Raw genomic sequence first — 17,705 nt, 5'->3', positions numbered from 1 at the left:
CGGGCCAGTCCACGGTCAGGCCGGTGGTGAACGCCGCGGCCAGGCCGGTGAGCACCCGTTCGGGGCTGTCGTCGTCGCGGCGCATGGTGCTGTGCACCGCCACGTCCACCTCGCCGGCCTGCGCGGTTTCCGTGATCGCCACGCCCAGCGCGCTGTGCGGGCCGACCTCGAGGAAGTTCCGGACGCCCTGGGCGATGGCGAACCGCACGCCCTGCTCGAAGTGGACGCACTCGCGCGCCTGGCGCACCCAGTACCCGGCGTCCGGCTCGATCGGGCGGCCGGTCACCGTGGACACCACCGGGATCACCGGCTTCCGGTAGGTCAGCCCGGCCGCGATCGCCTCGAACTCTGCGAGCATCGGCTCCATCAGCGGCGAGTGGAAGGCGTGGCTCACCCGCAGCCGGTTCACCCGCCAGCCCTTGGCCTGCAACTCGTCCGCCAGCTCGTGCACGGCTTCCAGTTCGCCGGACAGCACCGCTGAGGACGGGCTGTTGACCGCCGACACCACCACTCCAGTGCCTGCCAGCAGGGGTTCGAGTTCGGCGACCCCGCCCGGTGCGGAAACCGCGGCCATCCCGCCACCCGCCGGGATGGCCTGCATGAGGCGCGCCCGCGCCGAGACCAGCGCGCAGGCGTCGGGCAGGTCCAGCACGCCGGCCACGTACGCGGCGGTGATCTCCCCGATGGAATGCCCCAGGACGTAGTCGGGCCGCACGCCCGCCGCGGAAAGCAGTTCCCACAACGCCACCTCGACCGCGAACAGGGCGGGCTGGGTGTAGCCCGTTTCGTTCAGCGCGTCCGCGTCGGTGAGCATCACGTCGAGCAGGCCTGGGCAGTCCAGCTGGTCCACGACGGCACGCAGCTTCATGCCGAAGACCGAGTCCGCGGGCCACGACCCGCCCATCCCTGCCCACTGCGAGCCCTGGCCGGAGAACACGACCGCCGACCGGCCGGCCACCGCGGTTCCGCGCACCACCGCCGGGAACGCCTCGCCGGACGCCACCGCCCGCAGCCCGGCAGCCCCCGAATCGCGGTCCGCCGCCAGCACCACCGCGCGACGGGACATCGCCGCGCGCCCGGTCAGCGTCGCCGCCACATCCGCCGCGACATCGGGCACGGCCTCGGCCAGCCGCGCCGTGTGCTCGGACAGAGCGGACTCCGTGCGCGCCGACACCACCCACGGCACGACTCCGCCGGGAAACAACGGTTCGCCGCCTTGGGCGTCTTCGAGTTCGGGAGGCTGCTCGAGAATCAGGTGGGCATTGGTGCCGCTGATACCGAACGACGAGACCCCGGCCCGGCGGGGACGGCCCGCCTCCTGCCAGTCACGGGGTTCGGTCAGCAACTCGACCGCACCTGCGGTCCAGTCGACCTCGGGCGTGGGCTCGTCCACGTGCAGGGTCTTCGGAAGCACGCCGTGCCGCATCGCCTCGACCATCTTGATCACACCCGCGATACCCGCGGCACCCTGGGTGTGACCGATGTTCGACTTCACCGAACCCAGCCATAGCGGCTCATCCCGATCCTGCCCATACGTCGCCAGCAACGCCTGCGCCTCGATCGGATCACCCAAGCTGGTACCCGTCCCGTGTGCCTCCACCGCGTCCACTTCGGACGCCGCCAGGCCCGCATCCGCCAGCGCTGCCCGGATCACGCGCTGCTGTGAAGGACCATTCGGCGCAGTGAGTCCGTTCGACGCGCCATCCTGGTTCACCGCACTGCCACGCACCACACCCGATACCCGATGCCCCAGTCGGTGTGCTTCGGACAACCGCTCCAGCAACACCAGCCCGACACCCTCGCTGAAACTGGTGCCATCCGCCGAACCCGCGAAAGCCTTGCACCGCGCGTCCAACGCCAGCCCCCGCTGACGACTGAAGTCGACGAACAAGCTGGGCGTCGCCATCACCGTCACACCACCAGCCAGCGCCATCGAACACTCACCACGACGCAACGCCTGCACAGCGAGGTGAATCGCCACCAGCGACGAAGAACACGCCGTATCCACGGTCAACGACGGGCCTTCGAAGCCGAACGTGTACGACACCCGGCCCGACGCCACGCTGCCCGCGTTACCGGTCAGCCGGTAGCCGTCGAGTTCCTCGACCCCGGCCCGTGTGCTGACCGCGTATTCCTGGTTGATCACACCGGCGAAGAGGCCGACCGCGCTGCCCGCCAGCGCGGACGGATCGATGCCGGCGTTCTCGAAGGTCTCCCAGGAGGTTTCCAGCAGCACACGTTGCTGCGGATCCATCGCCAGCGCCTCGCGCGGACTGATCCCGAAGAACCCCGCGTCGAACTCCGCCGCGCCATCGAGGAATCCGCCCTCGCGAACGTAGGACTTCCCGGCCTGGCCGGGGTCCGGATCGAACAGTCCGCCGAGGTCCCAGCCGCGGTCGTCGGGGAACTCGGTGATCGCGTCGACCCCGCCCGAAACCAGATCCCACAGGGCCTCCGGCGACGACACCCCGCCGGGGAACCGGCACCCCATGCCGACGATGGCGATCGGTTCCTTCGCCGCTGCCTCGTTCCGCTGAAGCCGGTCGTTTTCCTTCAGCGAAGCCCGCAGCGCCTTGACGAGTTCTTCGGTGGACGTAGCCATGTGTGATTTCTCCGTATTCAGGCAGGCTGGTTCAGTGCGCGGCGCCGCGCAGGGCGCGCTTCACGAGGTCGTCCGCGTCCATCGCGTCGATTTCACCGGTCGCCGATACGACGGGTTCGCCGGTACCGGCCAGGCGCATCAGGGCGTCCAGCACGCCCGCCTCCTGGAACCGGCTGAACGGCACCGTGGCCAGCACACGGCGGAGGTTGCCCTCCGGTGACGCGGCGACTTCGGGGAACAGCTCCGCGTGAAGGTGCGCGGCGAGCACCGCGGGCTTCGGGTAGTCGAAGACCACCGTGGCCGGCAGGCGGAGTCCGGTCGCCTTGGTGAGCCGGTTGCGCAGCTCGACCGCGGTCAGCGAGTCGAACCCGAGTTCCTTGAAGGCCGTCTCCGTGTCGAGCGCGTCACCGGTTCCGTGTCCAAGCACGGCTGCCACGTTGCCGAGAACCAGGTCGACGAGCGCGCTGTCCTGCTCGGCCGCGGTGACCCCGGCGAGGCGTTGGACCCAGGATTCACCAGACGGCACCGAGGCCTCCGCGGTCCGCCGCTTCGGCCGGACCAGCCCGCGCATGATCGGCGGAACCGTCCCATCGGAACCGCGTACAGCGGCCGGATCGAGATTCATCGGCACCAGAGCGGCCTCGGTACCGTGCAGCGCGGCGTCGAACAACGCCATTCCGTCCTTTGCGGACAATGGCAGGACGCCACCGCGAGCGATACGGCTGTGATCCGTCTCGTCGAGGTGCTGGGTCAGGGAACTGGTCTGCGCCCAATAGCCCCACGCCAGCGACACAGCCGGGAACCCCTCGGCACGCCAACGCTGTGCCGCCGCGTCGAGGAACGCGTTCGCCGCGGCATAGTTGCCCTGCCCTGGATTGCCGAGCACGCCGGCACCGGAAGAGAACAGCACAAACGCCGCGAGATCCATGTCCCTGGTCAGCTCGTGCAATACCAGGGCCGCGTCGACCTTCGGCCGCATCACCCGGTCCAGCCGCTCGGCGGTCAGCGCCGAGACAACACCGTCGTCCAGCACTCCGGCCGCGTGCACGACCGCGGTCAGCGGAGGCTCGATCCGCGCGAGCAGGGACGCCACCGCGTCCCGATCCCCGACATCACACGCTGCCACCGCTACCCGGGCACCCAGCTCGGCAAGTTCGGCGACCAGCTCGTCTGCCTGCCCGCCGCGGCTGACCAACACCACGTTGCGCACCCCATGGGCAGTCACCACATGGCGCGCCACCAGGCCACCCAAGGTTCCGGTGCCACCGGTGATCAGCACCGTGCCCGCCGGGTCCAGCCTCGGCGGCATGGTCAGCACCACCTTGCCCACGTGGCGAGCCTGGCTCACGAACCGGAACGCCTCGCGCGCCCGGCGCACATCCCACACCCGCAGGGGCAACGGCTCGAGTTTCCCGGCCTCGAACAAGCCGGCCAGTTCCCGCAGCATTTCCTGAATCCGATCCGGGCCCGCGGAATTCGCGAGGTCGAACGCCCGATACTCGACCGGAAACTCCGCGGCCACCGCATCCACGTCACGGATGTCGGTCTTGCCCAACTCGACAAACCGGCCGCCGGCCGACAACAACCCCAGCGAGGCGTCCACCAACTCACCCGACAGCGAATTCAGCACCACATCCAGGTCTGCGAACCGATCCGCGAAATCCGATGAACGTGAACTCGCCAGATGCTCGTCGTCGAGACCTTCGCCCCGCAGGACATTCCACTTCCCAGGGCTGGCCGTGCCGAACACCTCAGCACCCCAAGCTCGCGCCAACCGCACGGCCGCCAATCCCACCCCACCAGCGGCCGCGTGCACCAGCACCCGATCCCCCGCGCCAACCCCGGCGACATCCCGCAAGCCGTACAACGCCGTCAGGAACACCACCGGAACCGAGGCAGCCACCTCGAAGGACCAGTCATCCGGTACTGCCACCAGCAACCGCGCATCCGCCACCACAACCGGGCCGAAAGCACCCGAAGCGCCTTCGAGAATGCCCATCACCCGGTCCCCGGCAGCGAATCCGGTCACGCCCGAGCCGACTTCCAGCACCTCACCGGCGACTTCGCTGCCCAGGCCCTCCTGATCGGGCACCATGCCCAGTGACACGAGCACATCGCGGAAGTTCAGCCCCGCGGCACGCACGGCCACGCGAACCTCGTGCGGCGCCGGCGGCCGGAGCGCATCAGGAACGGGTACCAGTGCCAGCGCGTCCAGGGTTCCCGGCGCGGTGGTCTCCAGCCGCCAGGCCGGTTCGGCGGGCGGGATCAGGTCCGCGGCCGTCGTCACCCGAGCCAGCCGCGGCACGTGCACCGCCCCGGCGCGAATGGCCGCCTGCGGCTCACCGGAAGCCACCACCGCCGGGATCAGCTCCCAGGCCGAATCTCGATCGTCGACGTCGACCAGCACAAACCGGTCGGGGTTCTCCGACTGCGCCGAGCGCACCAGGCCCCACACCGCGGCCGCCGCTGGGTCTTGGACCGTCTCGCCCTCCTGTGCCGCGACCGCACCCCGGGTCAGCACAACCAGCCGGGAAGCGTCCTCGGCCAGCCAGCCCTGCACCTCATCCAGCACGTGGCCGACCGCGGTACGAACGCCGACGGCGTCGAACGTCGCCTCACCGACCTCCACGACCTTCCACTGTGGAGGATCGATGACCTCTGGCAGCCGCAACGTCGTCCAGTCGAGATGGAACATCGAGTTGGCGGCGGTGGTGTGACCGGTTGTCGCGGGTCGCAAGGTCAGCGAGCTGATGGCGGCGACCGGCGCGCCGGTCTGGTCGGCCACGGCGAAGGACAGGCTGTCCCCGCCGGTACGAGTTGCCCGGACCCGCAGCGCCGAGGCGCCCGAGGCGAACAAGGTGACGTCGTTCCAGGCGAACGGCAGCAGGGTCTCGCCGGTCGCCGGGCGGGGTTCGGCGAAGTTGGCGCTGTGCAGGGCGGCGTCCAACAGCGCGGGATGCAGGCCGAACCCGGCCACGTCGGCGGGCAGGCTCACCTCGGCGAACGCGTCGTCGCCACGCGTCCACACCTTTCGCAGCCCCTGGAACATCGGGCCGTATTCGTATCCCGCCTCGGCGAGGGAATCGTAGAAGCCGGTGAGGTCGACCAGTTCGGCGTTCGCCGGAGGCCAAACCGCCAGCTCGAAGTCCGCCACTGGTTCGGCAGGCGTCAGCGTGCCCGCCGCGTGGCGGACCCACGCCCCGTCCTCGGTGTTGTCACGCCCGTAGATGCTCACCGGCCGGCGCCCGTCCTCATCCGCGTCGCCCACCACAACCTGCACCTGGATGCCGCCCTGCTCACGGAGTACGAGCGGTGTCTCGGTGATCAGTTCGTCGACGGCTGGGCAGCCCACCTCGTCGCCGGCGCGGATGGCCAGCTCCACAAAGGCGGTCCCCGGCACGAGTACGACACCCGAGACGGCGTGATCGGCCAGCCACGGATGCGACCGCAACGACAGCAGACCGGTGAACAAGAGACCGTCGCCGTTGGCGAGGCTCGTGGCCGCGCCCAGCAGCGGATGCCCCGGGGAGCGGAGCCCTGCCGCGGTCACGTCTCCCGTCCGGGCGGGGATGTCGAGCCAGTAGCGCTCGTGCTGGAAGGCGTAGTTGGGCAGGTCAACGCGCCTGCCGCCGGTGAAGCACGCCGTCCAATCAACGGAGATCCCGCGGACATGCAGTTCGGCGAGGCTGGTCAGGACTCGGCGCATCCCGCCGTCGTCGCGACGCAGCGTTCCCACCACGACAGTGGGTGCCTGATCGAGAATGTCTTGAATGCTCGTGGTCAGCACGGGATGGGAGCTGACCTCGACGAAGACCCGGTGGCCGTTCTCGAACAGGGTCTCGATGGCGGGGGCGAAACCGACCTGGCTGCGCAGGTTCCGATACCAGTACTCGGCACCCAGTTCGGTGCCTTCCAGCCATTGCTGGGTGACGGTGGACCACATCGGCACGCTCACCGGAGCGCCCCTGACCTCGGCAAGCACGTCCAACAGCTCGGCTTCGATCGCTTCGACATGTGCGGTGTGCGAGGCGTAATCCACCGGAATGATCCTGGCCCGGAGTCCGTCGGCCTCGCATTCGGCTTGCAGCGTCGACAGCGCCTCAGGATCACCGGCCACCACCACCGAGGACGGCCCGTTGATGACAGCGATCTCAACCCCGGGATGCAGTCGTTGAGCGGCCTCGTCGGCGGAGGTAGCGATCGACATCATCCCGCCCCGGCCCGCCACGCCACGCGCGATCGCCTGGCTGCGCAGAACCACAACACAGGCCGCGTCCTCCAGGGACAACGCGCCCGCCACGCAAGCGGCCGCGATCTCACCCTGCGAATGGCCCACCACCGCATCCGGCACCACGCCGAACGACCGCCACAACTCGGCCAGAGCGACCATCACCGCGAAGGACACCGGCTGCACCACGTCCACCTGGTCCAAGCCGCCCCGCAGCGCATCGGCCACCGACCAGCCCAACAACGGAGCCAGCGCCTGCTCACACTCAGCGAACCGGGCCGCGAACACCGGCGAGGCATCCAGCAACTCCAGCCCCATCCCCCACCACTGGGCACCCTGACCAGGGAAAACAAACACCGTCTTGCCCTCGACATCGGCGACCCCGGAGATCACATCGGGGGTGCCGTCGGCCAGGGCAGCCAGTCCGGCAACCGCCTCCTCGCGATCCGCAGCCAGCACCACACCGCGATCGGTCAGCATCGAACGGGTCGTCGCCAGCGAGTAGCCGATGTCTGCCAGCGGGCCATCGTCCGCAACGGACTGAAGACGGTCAGCCTGCGCCCGCAGGGCCGTTGCGCTTCGGGCCGACACCACCAACGGCACCACACCGACCTCGACGACGGTCTCCTCGACCGGCTCGGGCTCGGGTACGTGCTCCAGGATCACGTGCGCGTTGGTGCCGCTGATGCCGAACGAAGACACCCCGGCCCGGCGGGGACGCTCCAGCTCCGGCCAGTCACGAGCCTCGGCCAGCAACTCCACCGCTCCCGCGGACCAGTCGACCTCCGGCGTCGGCTCGTCGACGTGCAGCGACTTCGGGAGCACACCGTGCCGCATCGCCTGCACCATCTTGATCACACCGGCGATACCGGCGGCGCCCTGGGTGTGGCCGATGTTCGACTTCACCGAGCCCAGCCACAACGGCCGATCCCGATCCTGTCCATAGGCGGCCAGCAACGCCTGCGCCTCGATCGGATCACCCAGACTCGTGCCGGTGCCGTGCGCTTCCACCGCGTCCACATCGGACGCCTTAAGGCCCGCATTCGCCAACGCGGCACGAATCACGCGCTGCTGCGAGGGACCGTTCGGCGCGGTGAGTCCGTTCGACGCACCGTCCTGGTTCACCGCACTGCCACGCACCACACCCAGCACCTGATGCCCCGACCGGCGCGCATCCGAAAGACGCTCAAGCAGGACCAGGCCAACACCCTCGCCCCACCCGGTGCCATCCGCCGCACCGGCGAACGGCTTGCACCGGCCATCACCAGCTAATCCGCGCTGACGACTGAATTCGACGAACGGGCCGGGCAAAGCCATCATCGACGCCCCACCGGCCAGTGCCATCGAGCATTCACCACGACGCAATGCCTGCGCGGCCAGGTGAATCGCGACCAGCGAGGAAGAACACGCCGTATCCACGGTGATCGCCGGGCCTTCGAAGCCGAACGTGTAGGACAGCCGGCCCGACGCGACACTGGCCGACGTCCCGGTCAGCCGGTAGCCCTCCAGGTCCCCGGGAGCCAGGTGGATCCGGACGGCATAGTCGTGGTTGATCACGCCCGCGTACACGCCGACGTTCTGCCCGTGCAGCGAAGCCGGGTCGATGCCCGCGTTCTCGAAGGTCTCCCACGAAGTCTCCAGCAACAACCGCTGCTGCGGATCCATCGCCAGCGCCTCACGCGGACTGATCCCGAAGAATCCGGCGTCGAAACCGGCCACGTCGTCGAGGAACGCGCCCTCGCGGACGTACGACTTCCCCGCCAGGTCGGGATCCGGGTCGAACAGGTCGTCCAGGTCCCAGCCACGATCGCGCGGGAAATCCGAAATCGTGTCGACCCCGTTCGAGACCAGGTCCCACAGGTCGTCCGGCGACGACACCCCGCCGGGGAACCGGCACGACATCGCCACGATCGCGATCGGATCGCCCGGATCGGACTCGCCGGACACCACCGCGGCCACCGGAGGCGCGCTTTCCCCGAACAACTCGGTGCGCACGTGCCGGGCCAGCGCCTCCGGTGTCGGATAGTCGAAGACCACGGTGGCGGACAACCGCAGGCCGGTCGCGGCGCTGACGCGGTTGCGCAGTTCGACCGCGGTCAGCGAGTCGAAGCCGACCTCCTTGAACGCCTTGGTGGCACCGATCGCCTCGACGGTGGAATGGCCGAGCACGGCCGCCGCCTCACCACGGACCAGGTCGATCAGCACCCGCTGCCGTTCGGACTCCGGCAGCCCGGTCAACCGCTGTTCGAGTCCACCCGCGACGGCTCCCGCGGTCGCGGCACGCCTGGTCCGCCGGACCAGGCCGCGCAGCATCGGGGGCACCTCACGAACGCTCGCGAGGTCCAGTTTCAGGGGAACCAGTGCCGCTTCACTGGATCGCAGGCCCGCGTCGAACAACGCCAGCCCTTCTTCGGAGGACAGGCCGATCACGCCACTTCGCTGGTGTCGCACCAGGTCCGCGTCGCCGAGGTGCTGGGTCAAACCACTGGCCTGAGCCCAGTATCCCCACGCCAGCGAGACAGCCGGGAAGCCTTCCGCGCGCCAGCGTTGTGCGGCCGCGTCGAGGAACGCGTTCGCCGCGGCATAGTTGCCTTGACCCGGATTGCCGAGCACGCCCGCGCCCGAAGAGAACAGCACGAACGCCGCAAGATCCATGTCCCTGGTCAGCTCGTGCAACACCAGGGCCGCGTCGACCTTCGGCCCCAGGACACGGTCCAGGCGCTCGGCGGTCAGCGTCGAAACCACGCCGTCGTCCAGCACGCCGGCCGCGTGCACCACTGCGGTCAGCGGAGGCTCGATCTGTGCCAGTACCGACGCCACCGCGTCCCGATCTCCGGCATCACACGCCACCACCGATACCTGAACACCCAGCTCAGAGAGTTCGGCGACCAGTCCCTCCGCGCCTTCCGCGGCCGGTCCGCTGCGGCTCATCAACACGACGTTCCGCACGCCGTGCGCAGTCACCACGTGACGCGCCACCAGGCCACCCAAGGTTCCGGTGCCACCGGTGATCAGCACCGTGCCCGCCGGGTCCAGCCTCGGCGGCATGGTCAGCACCACCTTGCCCACATGCCGAGCCTGACCCACGAACCGGAACGCTTCGCGCGCCCGGCGCACATCCCACACCCGCACCGGCAGCGGTTCCAGCGCGCCGGACTGGAACAACCCCACCAGTTCGCGGAGCATTCTCTGAATCCGCTCAGGACTTACGGCCTTCGCCAGGTCGAACGCCCGGTACGTCACGCCAGGATGCGCTTCGGCCACCACATCCGCGTCACGGATGTCGGTCTTGCCCAGCTCGACGAACCGGCCGCCCGACGACAACAACCCCAGCGACCTGTCGACGAACTCGCCCGACAGCGAGTTCAACACCACATCGACCTGGCCGAGCCGATCCGCGAAATCCAACGAGCGTGAATTCGCCAGATGCTCGTCGTCGAGGCCTTCGCCTCGCAGAACGTTCCACTTGCCAGGGCTGGCCGTGCCGAACACCTCAGCGCCCCAGGCCCGCGCCAGTCGCACCGCCGCCAGTCCGACACCACCGGCCGCCGCGTGCACCAGCACCCGATCCCCCGCGCCAACCCCGGCGACGTCCTGCAAGCCGAACAACGCCGTCAGGAACACCACGGGAACCGACGCGGCCGTCTCGAACGACCACCCGCACGGCACGCCCACCACCAACCGGGAGTCGGCCACCACAACCGGGCCGAAAGCACCGAACTCGCGGTCGAACGTGCCCATGACACGATCGCCGACGGCCAGGCCCTCGACCTCCTCGCCGACTTCGAGCACCACGCCGGCGCCCTCGCCGCCGAGCCCTTCGAGGCCGGGCACCATGCCCAAGGCCACCACCACGTCACGGAAGTTCAGCCCCGCCGCACGCACGGCGACACGAACCTCGTGCGGCGCCAGCGGGCGGAGCACCTCGGGAGCGGGCACGAAGGCGAGGTCGTCCAGGGTGTCGCCACCCGATTTCGCCAGGTGCCAGGCGGGTGCGTCCGGGACCGCCAGTTCCGGGCCGGGAAGGGCCCGTGCCAGGCGGGGTACCGAAACCACGCCATTCCGCACCGCCACCTGCGGCTCGGCGGACGCGGCCACCGCCGGGAGCAGAGCACGCGAGGCCTCTTGGTCATCCAGGTCCACCAGCACGATCAGACCGGGGTTCTCCGACTGCGCCGAGCGCACCAGGCCCCATACCGCGGCCGCCACCGGATCGACGAGTTCGCGCGAGTCGCCCACAGCCATCGCGTGGCGGGTCGCGATCACCAGTGGTCCGGTGTCCGACCGGTCGGCGAGCCACTGCTGCACCGCGTGCAGTACGTACCCGGTCGCCGACCGGATGTCCGATGCGTCGCCCGGCACTTCGACCAGCGTCATCGGGGCCGGCTCGGTGACGGGTTCGACGCTGGTCTGGTTCCACTCGACGCGGAACAGCGAATCGTCCACCGGACGACGGCTCGTGCCCAGCTGATCGGTCGCGACCGCCCGCAACACCAGCGAGGTGATCGAGGCGACCGGCGCCCCGGACTGGTCGGCCAGCTCCAGCGAAACGCCGTCCGAGCCCAGCGGTACTGCCCGCACGCGCAACGCGGGTGCGCCGGTCGCGTGCAGGGCCACGCCGTTCCAGGCGAACGGCAGCGGAGTCTGGCCGGGCGCGGGCTGCTGGCCGTCGCAGAACGTGCTGGCGTGCAGCGCGGCATCCAGTAGCGCGGGGTGCAGGCCGAACGATTCGGCCTCAGCGTCGTCGGAGAGTGCGACCTCGGCGAAGACCTCCTCGCCGCGCCGCCACAGCTTCCGCAGGCCCTGGAAGGCCGGTCCGTACTCATACCCGGCGGCGAACTGCCGGGGATAGAAGTCTTCGACGTCGACAGCCTCCGCGCCGGTGGGCGGCCACTCGATGAGCGCGTGTGCGGGAACCGGTTCGTCGGCCATCAGGGTGCCGCTGACGTGCCGTGTCCATCGGGAATCGGCGGCAGAATAGACGCCCAGCCTGCGCCGTCCGTTCTCGTCTGGATCGCTGACCCGGACCTGGATCCGGACGGCGTCGTGTTCGGGGAGCACGAGCGGGGCCTCGATGATCAGTTCGTCGACGGCTGGGCAGCCCACCTCGTCACCGGCACGGATGGCCAGCTCCACAAAGACCGTTCCCGGCACCAGAACCACACCCGAGACGGCGTGATCGGCCAGCCACGGATGCGACCGCAACGACAGCAAGCTGGTAAACAGCAGTCCGTCGTCGTCGGAGAGGCTGGTCACCGCACCCAGCAGCGGATGATCCGGCGGCAGCATTCCCGATGCGGTCACGTCGCCGGTCGGTTCCGGGATGTCGAGCCAGTAGCGCTCGTGCTGGAAGGCATAGGTGGGTAGGTCGACCCGCCTGCCGCCGGTGAAGCACGCCGCCCAATCCACTGGTACCCCGCGGACGTGCAGTTCGGCCAGGCTGGTCAGGACTCGGCGCATCCCGCCGTCGTCGCGACGCAGCGTTCCCACCACGACCGTAGGTGCCTGATCGAGGACGTCCTGAATGCTCGTGGTCAGCACCGGATGCGAGCCGACCTCGACGAAAACCCGGTGGCCGTTCTCCAGCAGGGTCTCGATGGCGGGGGCGAAACCGACCTGGCTGCGCAGGTTCCGGTACCAGTATCCGGCACCTAGTTCCGGACCTTCCAGCCACCTTTGATCCACGGTGGACCACATCGGCACGCGCACCGGAGCGCCCGCGACATCGACGAGCACTTCCAGCAGTTCGGCTTCGATGGCCTCGACGTGTGCGGTGTGGGAGGCGTAATCCACCGGGATGATCCGGGCTCGGATGCCCTCGGACTCGCATTCCGCTTGCAGCTCGCGCAACGCCGAGGGGTCACCGGCGACGACCACCGAGGACGGTCCGTTGATCGCCGCGACCTCAACTCCCGGCGGCAACCGCCGAGCCGCCTCATCGGCCGAAGTAGCGAGCGACATCATCCCGCCACGACCAGCCAGCCCACCCGCGATCGCCCGGCTCCGCAGCACCACAACCCGAGCCGCATCCGCCAACGACAACGCCCCCGCCACACAGGCCGCCGCGATCTCACCCTGCGAATGGCCCACGACCGCATCCGGTTCAACACCGAACGAACGCCACACATCCGCCAAGGCCACCATCACCGCGAAGGACACCGGCTGAACCACATCAACCCGGTCCAGGCTCGGTGAACCGCGAAGCGCATCCGCGATCGACCAGCCCAGCAGAGGAGCCAGCACCTGCTCGCACTCGGCGAACCGGGCCGCGAACACCGGCGAGTTGTCCAGCAACTCCAGGCCCATCCCCAGCCACTGGGCACCCTGACCAGGGAAGACAAACACCCGCTTGCCTGCCACGTCCGCGACACCGGTGACCACGGCAGGCGACGGCGTTCCCTCGGCCAGCGCGCTCAGCCCGGCGGAGGCTTCGTCCTGGTCTGCCGCCAGCACAACACCGCGATCGGTCAGCATCGATCGGGTCGTCGCCAATGAGAAACCGAGGTCCGCCAGCGAAGCCGCGCCAACGGACTGAAGGCGAGCAGCTTGGTCGCGCAGCGCCCCCACACCGCGGCCCGACATCAGCAGGGGCACCACACCGAAATCAGCGGTGCCCTCCTCGACCGGCTCCGGCTCGGGCACCTGCTCCAGAATCACATGGGCATTCGTGCCACTGATGCCGAACGAAGACACCCCGGCCCGGCGGGGACGCTCCACCTCCGGCCAGTCACGAGCCTCGGCCAACAGCTCCACCGCGCCAGCCGACCAATCGACCTTCGGCGTCGGCTCGTCCACATGCAACGTCCGGGGCAGCACACCACGACGCATCGCCTCGACCATCTTGATCACACCGGTCACCCCAGCAGCACCCTGGGTGTGACCAACGTTCGACTTCACCGAGCCCAGCCACAACGGCTCGTCCCGATCCTGCCCATAGGTGGCCAGAAGTGCTTGGGCCTCAATCGGGTCACCCAGACTCGTGCCGGTGCCGTGCGCTTCCACCGCGTCCACATCGGACGCTACAAGGCCCGCATTCGCCAGCGCGGACTGGATCACGCGCTGCTGCGAGGGACCGTTCGGCGCGGTAAGCCCGTTTGAAGCACCATCCTGGTTCACCGCACTGCCACGCACCACACCCAGCACCTGATGGCCCAACCGGCGCGCATCCGAAAGACGCTCAAGCAGGACCAGGCCAACACCCTCACCCCAACCGGTGCCATCCGCCGCACCGGCGAACGGCTTGCACCGGCCGTCACCAGCCAATCCCCGCTGACGACTGAACTCCACGAAGGACACCGGAGACGCCATCACCGTCACCCCACCCGCCAGTGCCATCGAGCACTCACCACGACGCAACGCCTGCACAGCAAGGTGAATCGCGACGAGCGACGACGAACACGCCGTGTCGATCGTCAAGGCCGGACCTTCGAACCCCAGCGAATACGACACCCGGCCCGAAGCCACGCTCCCGGCGATACCGGTTCCGCGATAGCCCACCAGATCCGCGGGCACCTGGTGATCGCTCGGGCCGTAGTCGTGGTGCATCACGCCCGCGTACACGCCGACATCGCTACCCCGCAGTGAAGCCGGATCGATACCCGCCCGCTCGAAGGCCTCCCACGAAGTCTCCAGCAACAACCGCTGCTGCGGATCCATCGCGAGCGCCTCGCGCGGACTGATCCCGAAGAACCCCGCGTCGAAGCCCGCCGCATCGCGAAGGAAGCCACCCTCGCGGACATACGACTTCCCGGCTTGATCAGGATCCGGGTCGAACAGTCCCCCGACGTCCCAGCCGCGGTCGCCCGGAAACTCCGAGATCGCGTCGACGCCGTCCGCAACCAGGTTCCACAGGTCTTCCGGCGAGGAAACGCCGCCCGGCAATCGGCACGACATCGCCACGATCGCCACCGGATCGTCCGAATCGGGCCTGGCGCGCGTCGGAGCGACTCGAACCGGCTCGCCCAGCAGTTCGGCGCGCAGGTGGCGGGCGAGCGCGTCCGGGTTCGGGTAGTCGAAGGCCACCGTCGCCGACAGCGGCAGGCCGGTGGCCGCGCTGAGCCGGTTCCGCAGCTCGACCGCGTGTGTGGAGGTGAACCCGTGCTCCCGGAACGCCCGACCCGGCTCCACCGAGGCGCCGCTCGGCAACCCGGAGACCGTCGCCACCTCGTCGCGAACCAGGTCCAGCAACACCTGCTCGTTCTCGGTCAGCCACTGCCGTTCCGCAGCGACTCCACGACGAGGCTCGATCAGGCCGTGCCGGGCCACCAGCGGCGAGTGCTCCACGGTGAGCGCGGCATCGAAGGCCGCAAGCTTCTCCTCGATCGACAGGTCCTCAGCCCACGACATGGCGAGCGCGGGCAGGCCGTGATCACGCCGATGCTGGGCAAGGGCCTCGAAGTAGGGGTCGCCGGTGAGTGCGCCGGAAAGCGGCGACACCAGCACAAACAGCGACAGGCCCTCCGTCAGTTCGTGGAGGTTCCTCGCGCCCTCGGCGCCTGCGTCGACGTGCACCACCGCGGTGAGGTCGACGTTCGCGAGCGTGACCTCAAGCGCGTCTCGGTCAGCCGGGTCGCAGGTGGCGAACTCGATGTCCACGCCCTCTTCGTCGAGCCGCGCGGTGTTCTCATCGAGCGTCGGACCCAGCAACAGCAGGTGCCGCACGCCCTGGGTGGCGACCAGATGCCGGGCGATCGACGAGCCCAGCGGGCCGCCGGCGCCGGTCACCAGCACGGTGCCGTCGGGATCGAGTTCGGGGCTCGGCCCGGCCAGCGCGGACACCCGTGCCAGCCGCGGCACCATGACCGCACCAGAGCGGATCGCAGATTCGGGTTCACCGGCTGCCGCGGCATCGCGCACGGCCGCGTCGCTTTCGCCGGGATCCGCCAGGACGAGGGAAATCCGGTCCGGGTGCTCAGCCTGCACCGAGCGCACCGATCCTCGCAACGGCGCATCGGCGAGGTCGTCCCGGAGCACCACAACAAGGCGGGATCGCTCGTCGCCGAGCCGTCGTCGCAGTTGTTCCGGCAGGTCTCCCACACCACTGCCGCGCACGATCGCGACGTCCACCGGCTCGCCGAGATCGGCGGGCGTCCAGTTGATCCGGAACAGGTTCTCGTAGTGACCGCTGCCCGCCGCGAGCAGCCGCGCGGGCTGTTCCCTCAGCAGGTGACGCTTGATCTTGCCGGAAGCGGTGCGCGGCACTTCGGCGGTCTGGTAAACCGCGTCGGGCACCTTGAAATAGGAAAGCTGTTCCCGGCAGGCGGCGAGGAGTGCGGCCGGGTCGAATCCGCCGGGGTCCGGCACGACGTAGACCACCGGCACTTCACCAAGAACCTCGTGCGGCCTTCCCGCCACGGCGACATCGATTACGCCCGGAACACCACGCACCACGTCCTCGACTTCACCGGGATGGATGTTCTCGCCGGCACGGATGATCAGTTCCTTCGCGCGGCCCGTGATCGTCAGGTACCCCGCCTCGTCACGACGGGCCAGATCGCCGGTCCGGTACCAGCCGCCGGCCAGCACCTGCGCGGTCAGTTCCGGCTGATCGTGGTAACCCACCATCACGTTCGGGCCGCTGACCCACACCTCGCCCTCGGACTCCGCGTCCACATCCTCGCCGGACACCGGATCCACCAACCGGACCGCGACCCCCGGCACCGGCTGCCCGCACGAACCCTCGACCCGCGCGCCGGACGGCCGGTTCATCGCGATCGCGCCACAGGTCTCGGTGCTCCCATACGCGTCGATCAAGGGAACGCCGAACAACTCCTCGAACGACCGCCGCAGGCCTGCCGACAACACGGCTCCACCGACCAGGCAGACCCGTAGACCATCAACGCCACCACGCGCCGCCCGCACGAGGTGGTGGTAAACCGTCGGCACCCCGGCCAGCACCGTCGGACGGAACTCGCGCATCACGTCCAGCACGTCCTCGGCCGAGAAACCCGGCAAGATCCGTGCGGTCGCCCCGACCGCCGTCACACTCAATACGCACGCGATATGCGACAGACTGTGGAACAGCGGCAGCGGCCACAGCACCCGGTCATCGGACGACAAATCCGGAATCGGCACATAGCACGCCGCCACCGACCACAGGCAATTCCGCTGGGTCGACACCACGCCCTTCGGCCTTCCCGTCGTGCCCGAGGTGTAAAGCATCCAGGCGGGCTCATCGAGACCGAGATCGTCACGAGCCGGCGTGCCGGGGTCCGAGGCACACAATTCCGCGAACGACAGCGTGTTTCCCGTGGCTTCGCCGGTGACGATGAGCGCCAGCGGCGGGCAATCGGCCAGCACACGGCCGACCTGCTCGACGTGCTCGGGGTCGGTGATCACCACAACGGCACCGCTGTCACCGAGCAGGTGACTCAACTCGGCGTCCGTGGACTGCGGATTGAGGGGCACACCGATCGCACTCGCCCGCGTGATCGCGAAATAGCTCTCCACGATCTCGACACAGTTGCCGAGGTAGATCGCCACCCTGTCCCCGGGCCGCACGCCGCGATCGGCCAGATGCCCGCCCAGCCGCCGGGTCCGCAGTTCGAGTTCGGCGTAGCTCACGCTTCGTCGCGCGTCGGCGTAAGCGATCTTGTCCCCGAGCCGTTCCGCGTGCGCGCGCAACAGTTCGGGCAGGGGGCGGATCAGTTCGGTACGCAGCATGCCACCAACATCCCTAGATCGAGTGCGACGTCACGAAGCGGGCGGCAAGCCACCAGCTCGCCCCGCATCAGCGTGACGCCGGAGCCATTCGTGCGGCGTGCTCGCGCGAAGCGGCCGCACGGTCCAGTCTTGCTGGCGATCCGCGGGCAGGACCCCCTAGCTGCCCCCTGGGATATCCCTAAGTTTCCGGTGTACCGCGAAAACTCGTGGGCA

1 protein-coding gene and 1 pseudogene are annotated in these 17,705 nt (G+C 69.2%); both read right to left on the bottom strand.

Annotated features, from left to right (window positions below; all coding sequences use genetic code 11):
* Nucleotides 1-73: 73 nt before the first annotated feature.
* Nucleotides 74-2,557 (bottom strand): annotated as a pseudogene (locus L3Q67_RS32565) (type I polyketide synthase); the annotation flags it as partial.
* 76 nt (nt 2,558-2,633) lie between these two features.
* On the bottom strand, nt 2,634-17,489 hold the full coding sequence (locus tag L3Q67_RS32560; RefSeq protein ID WP_499191696.1) for an SDR family NAD(P)-dependent oxidoreductase: 14,856 nt from the start codon (nt 17,487-17,489) through the stop codon (nt 2,634-2,636).
* Nucleotides 17,490-17,705: the final 216 nt, after the last annotated feature.

This window comes from Saccharothrix sp. AJ9571, assembly GCF_021725495.1.
GTDB lineage: Bacteria > Actinomycetota > Actinomycetes > Mycobacteriales > Pseudonocardiaceae > Amycolatopsis > Amycolatopsis magusensis.
Note: the sequence above shows the minus strand (reverse complement) of the source record. Positions and strands in the feature narration are given on the sequence as shown.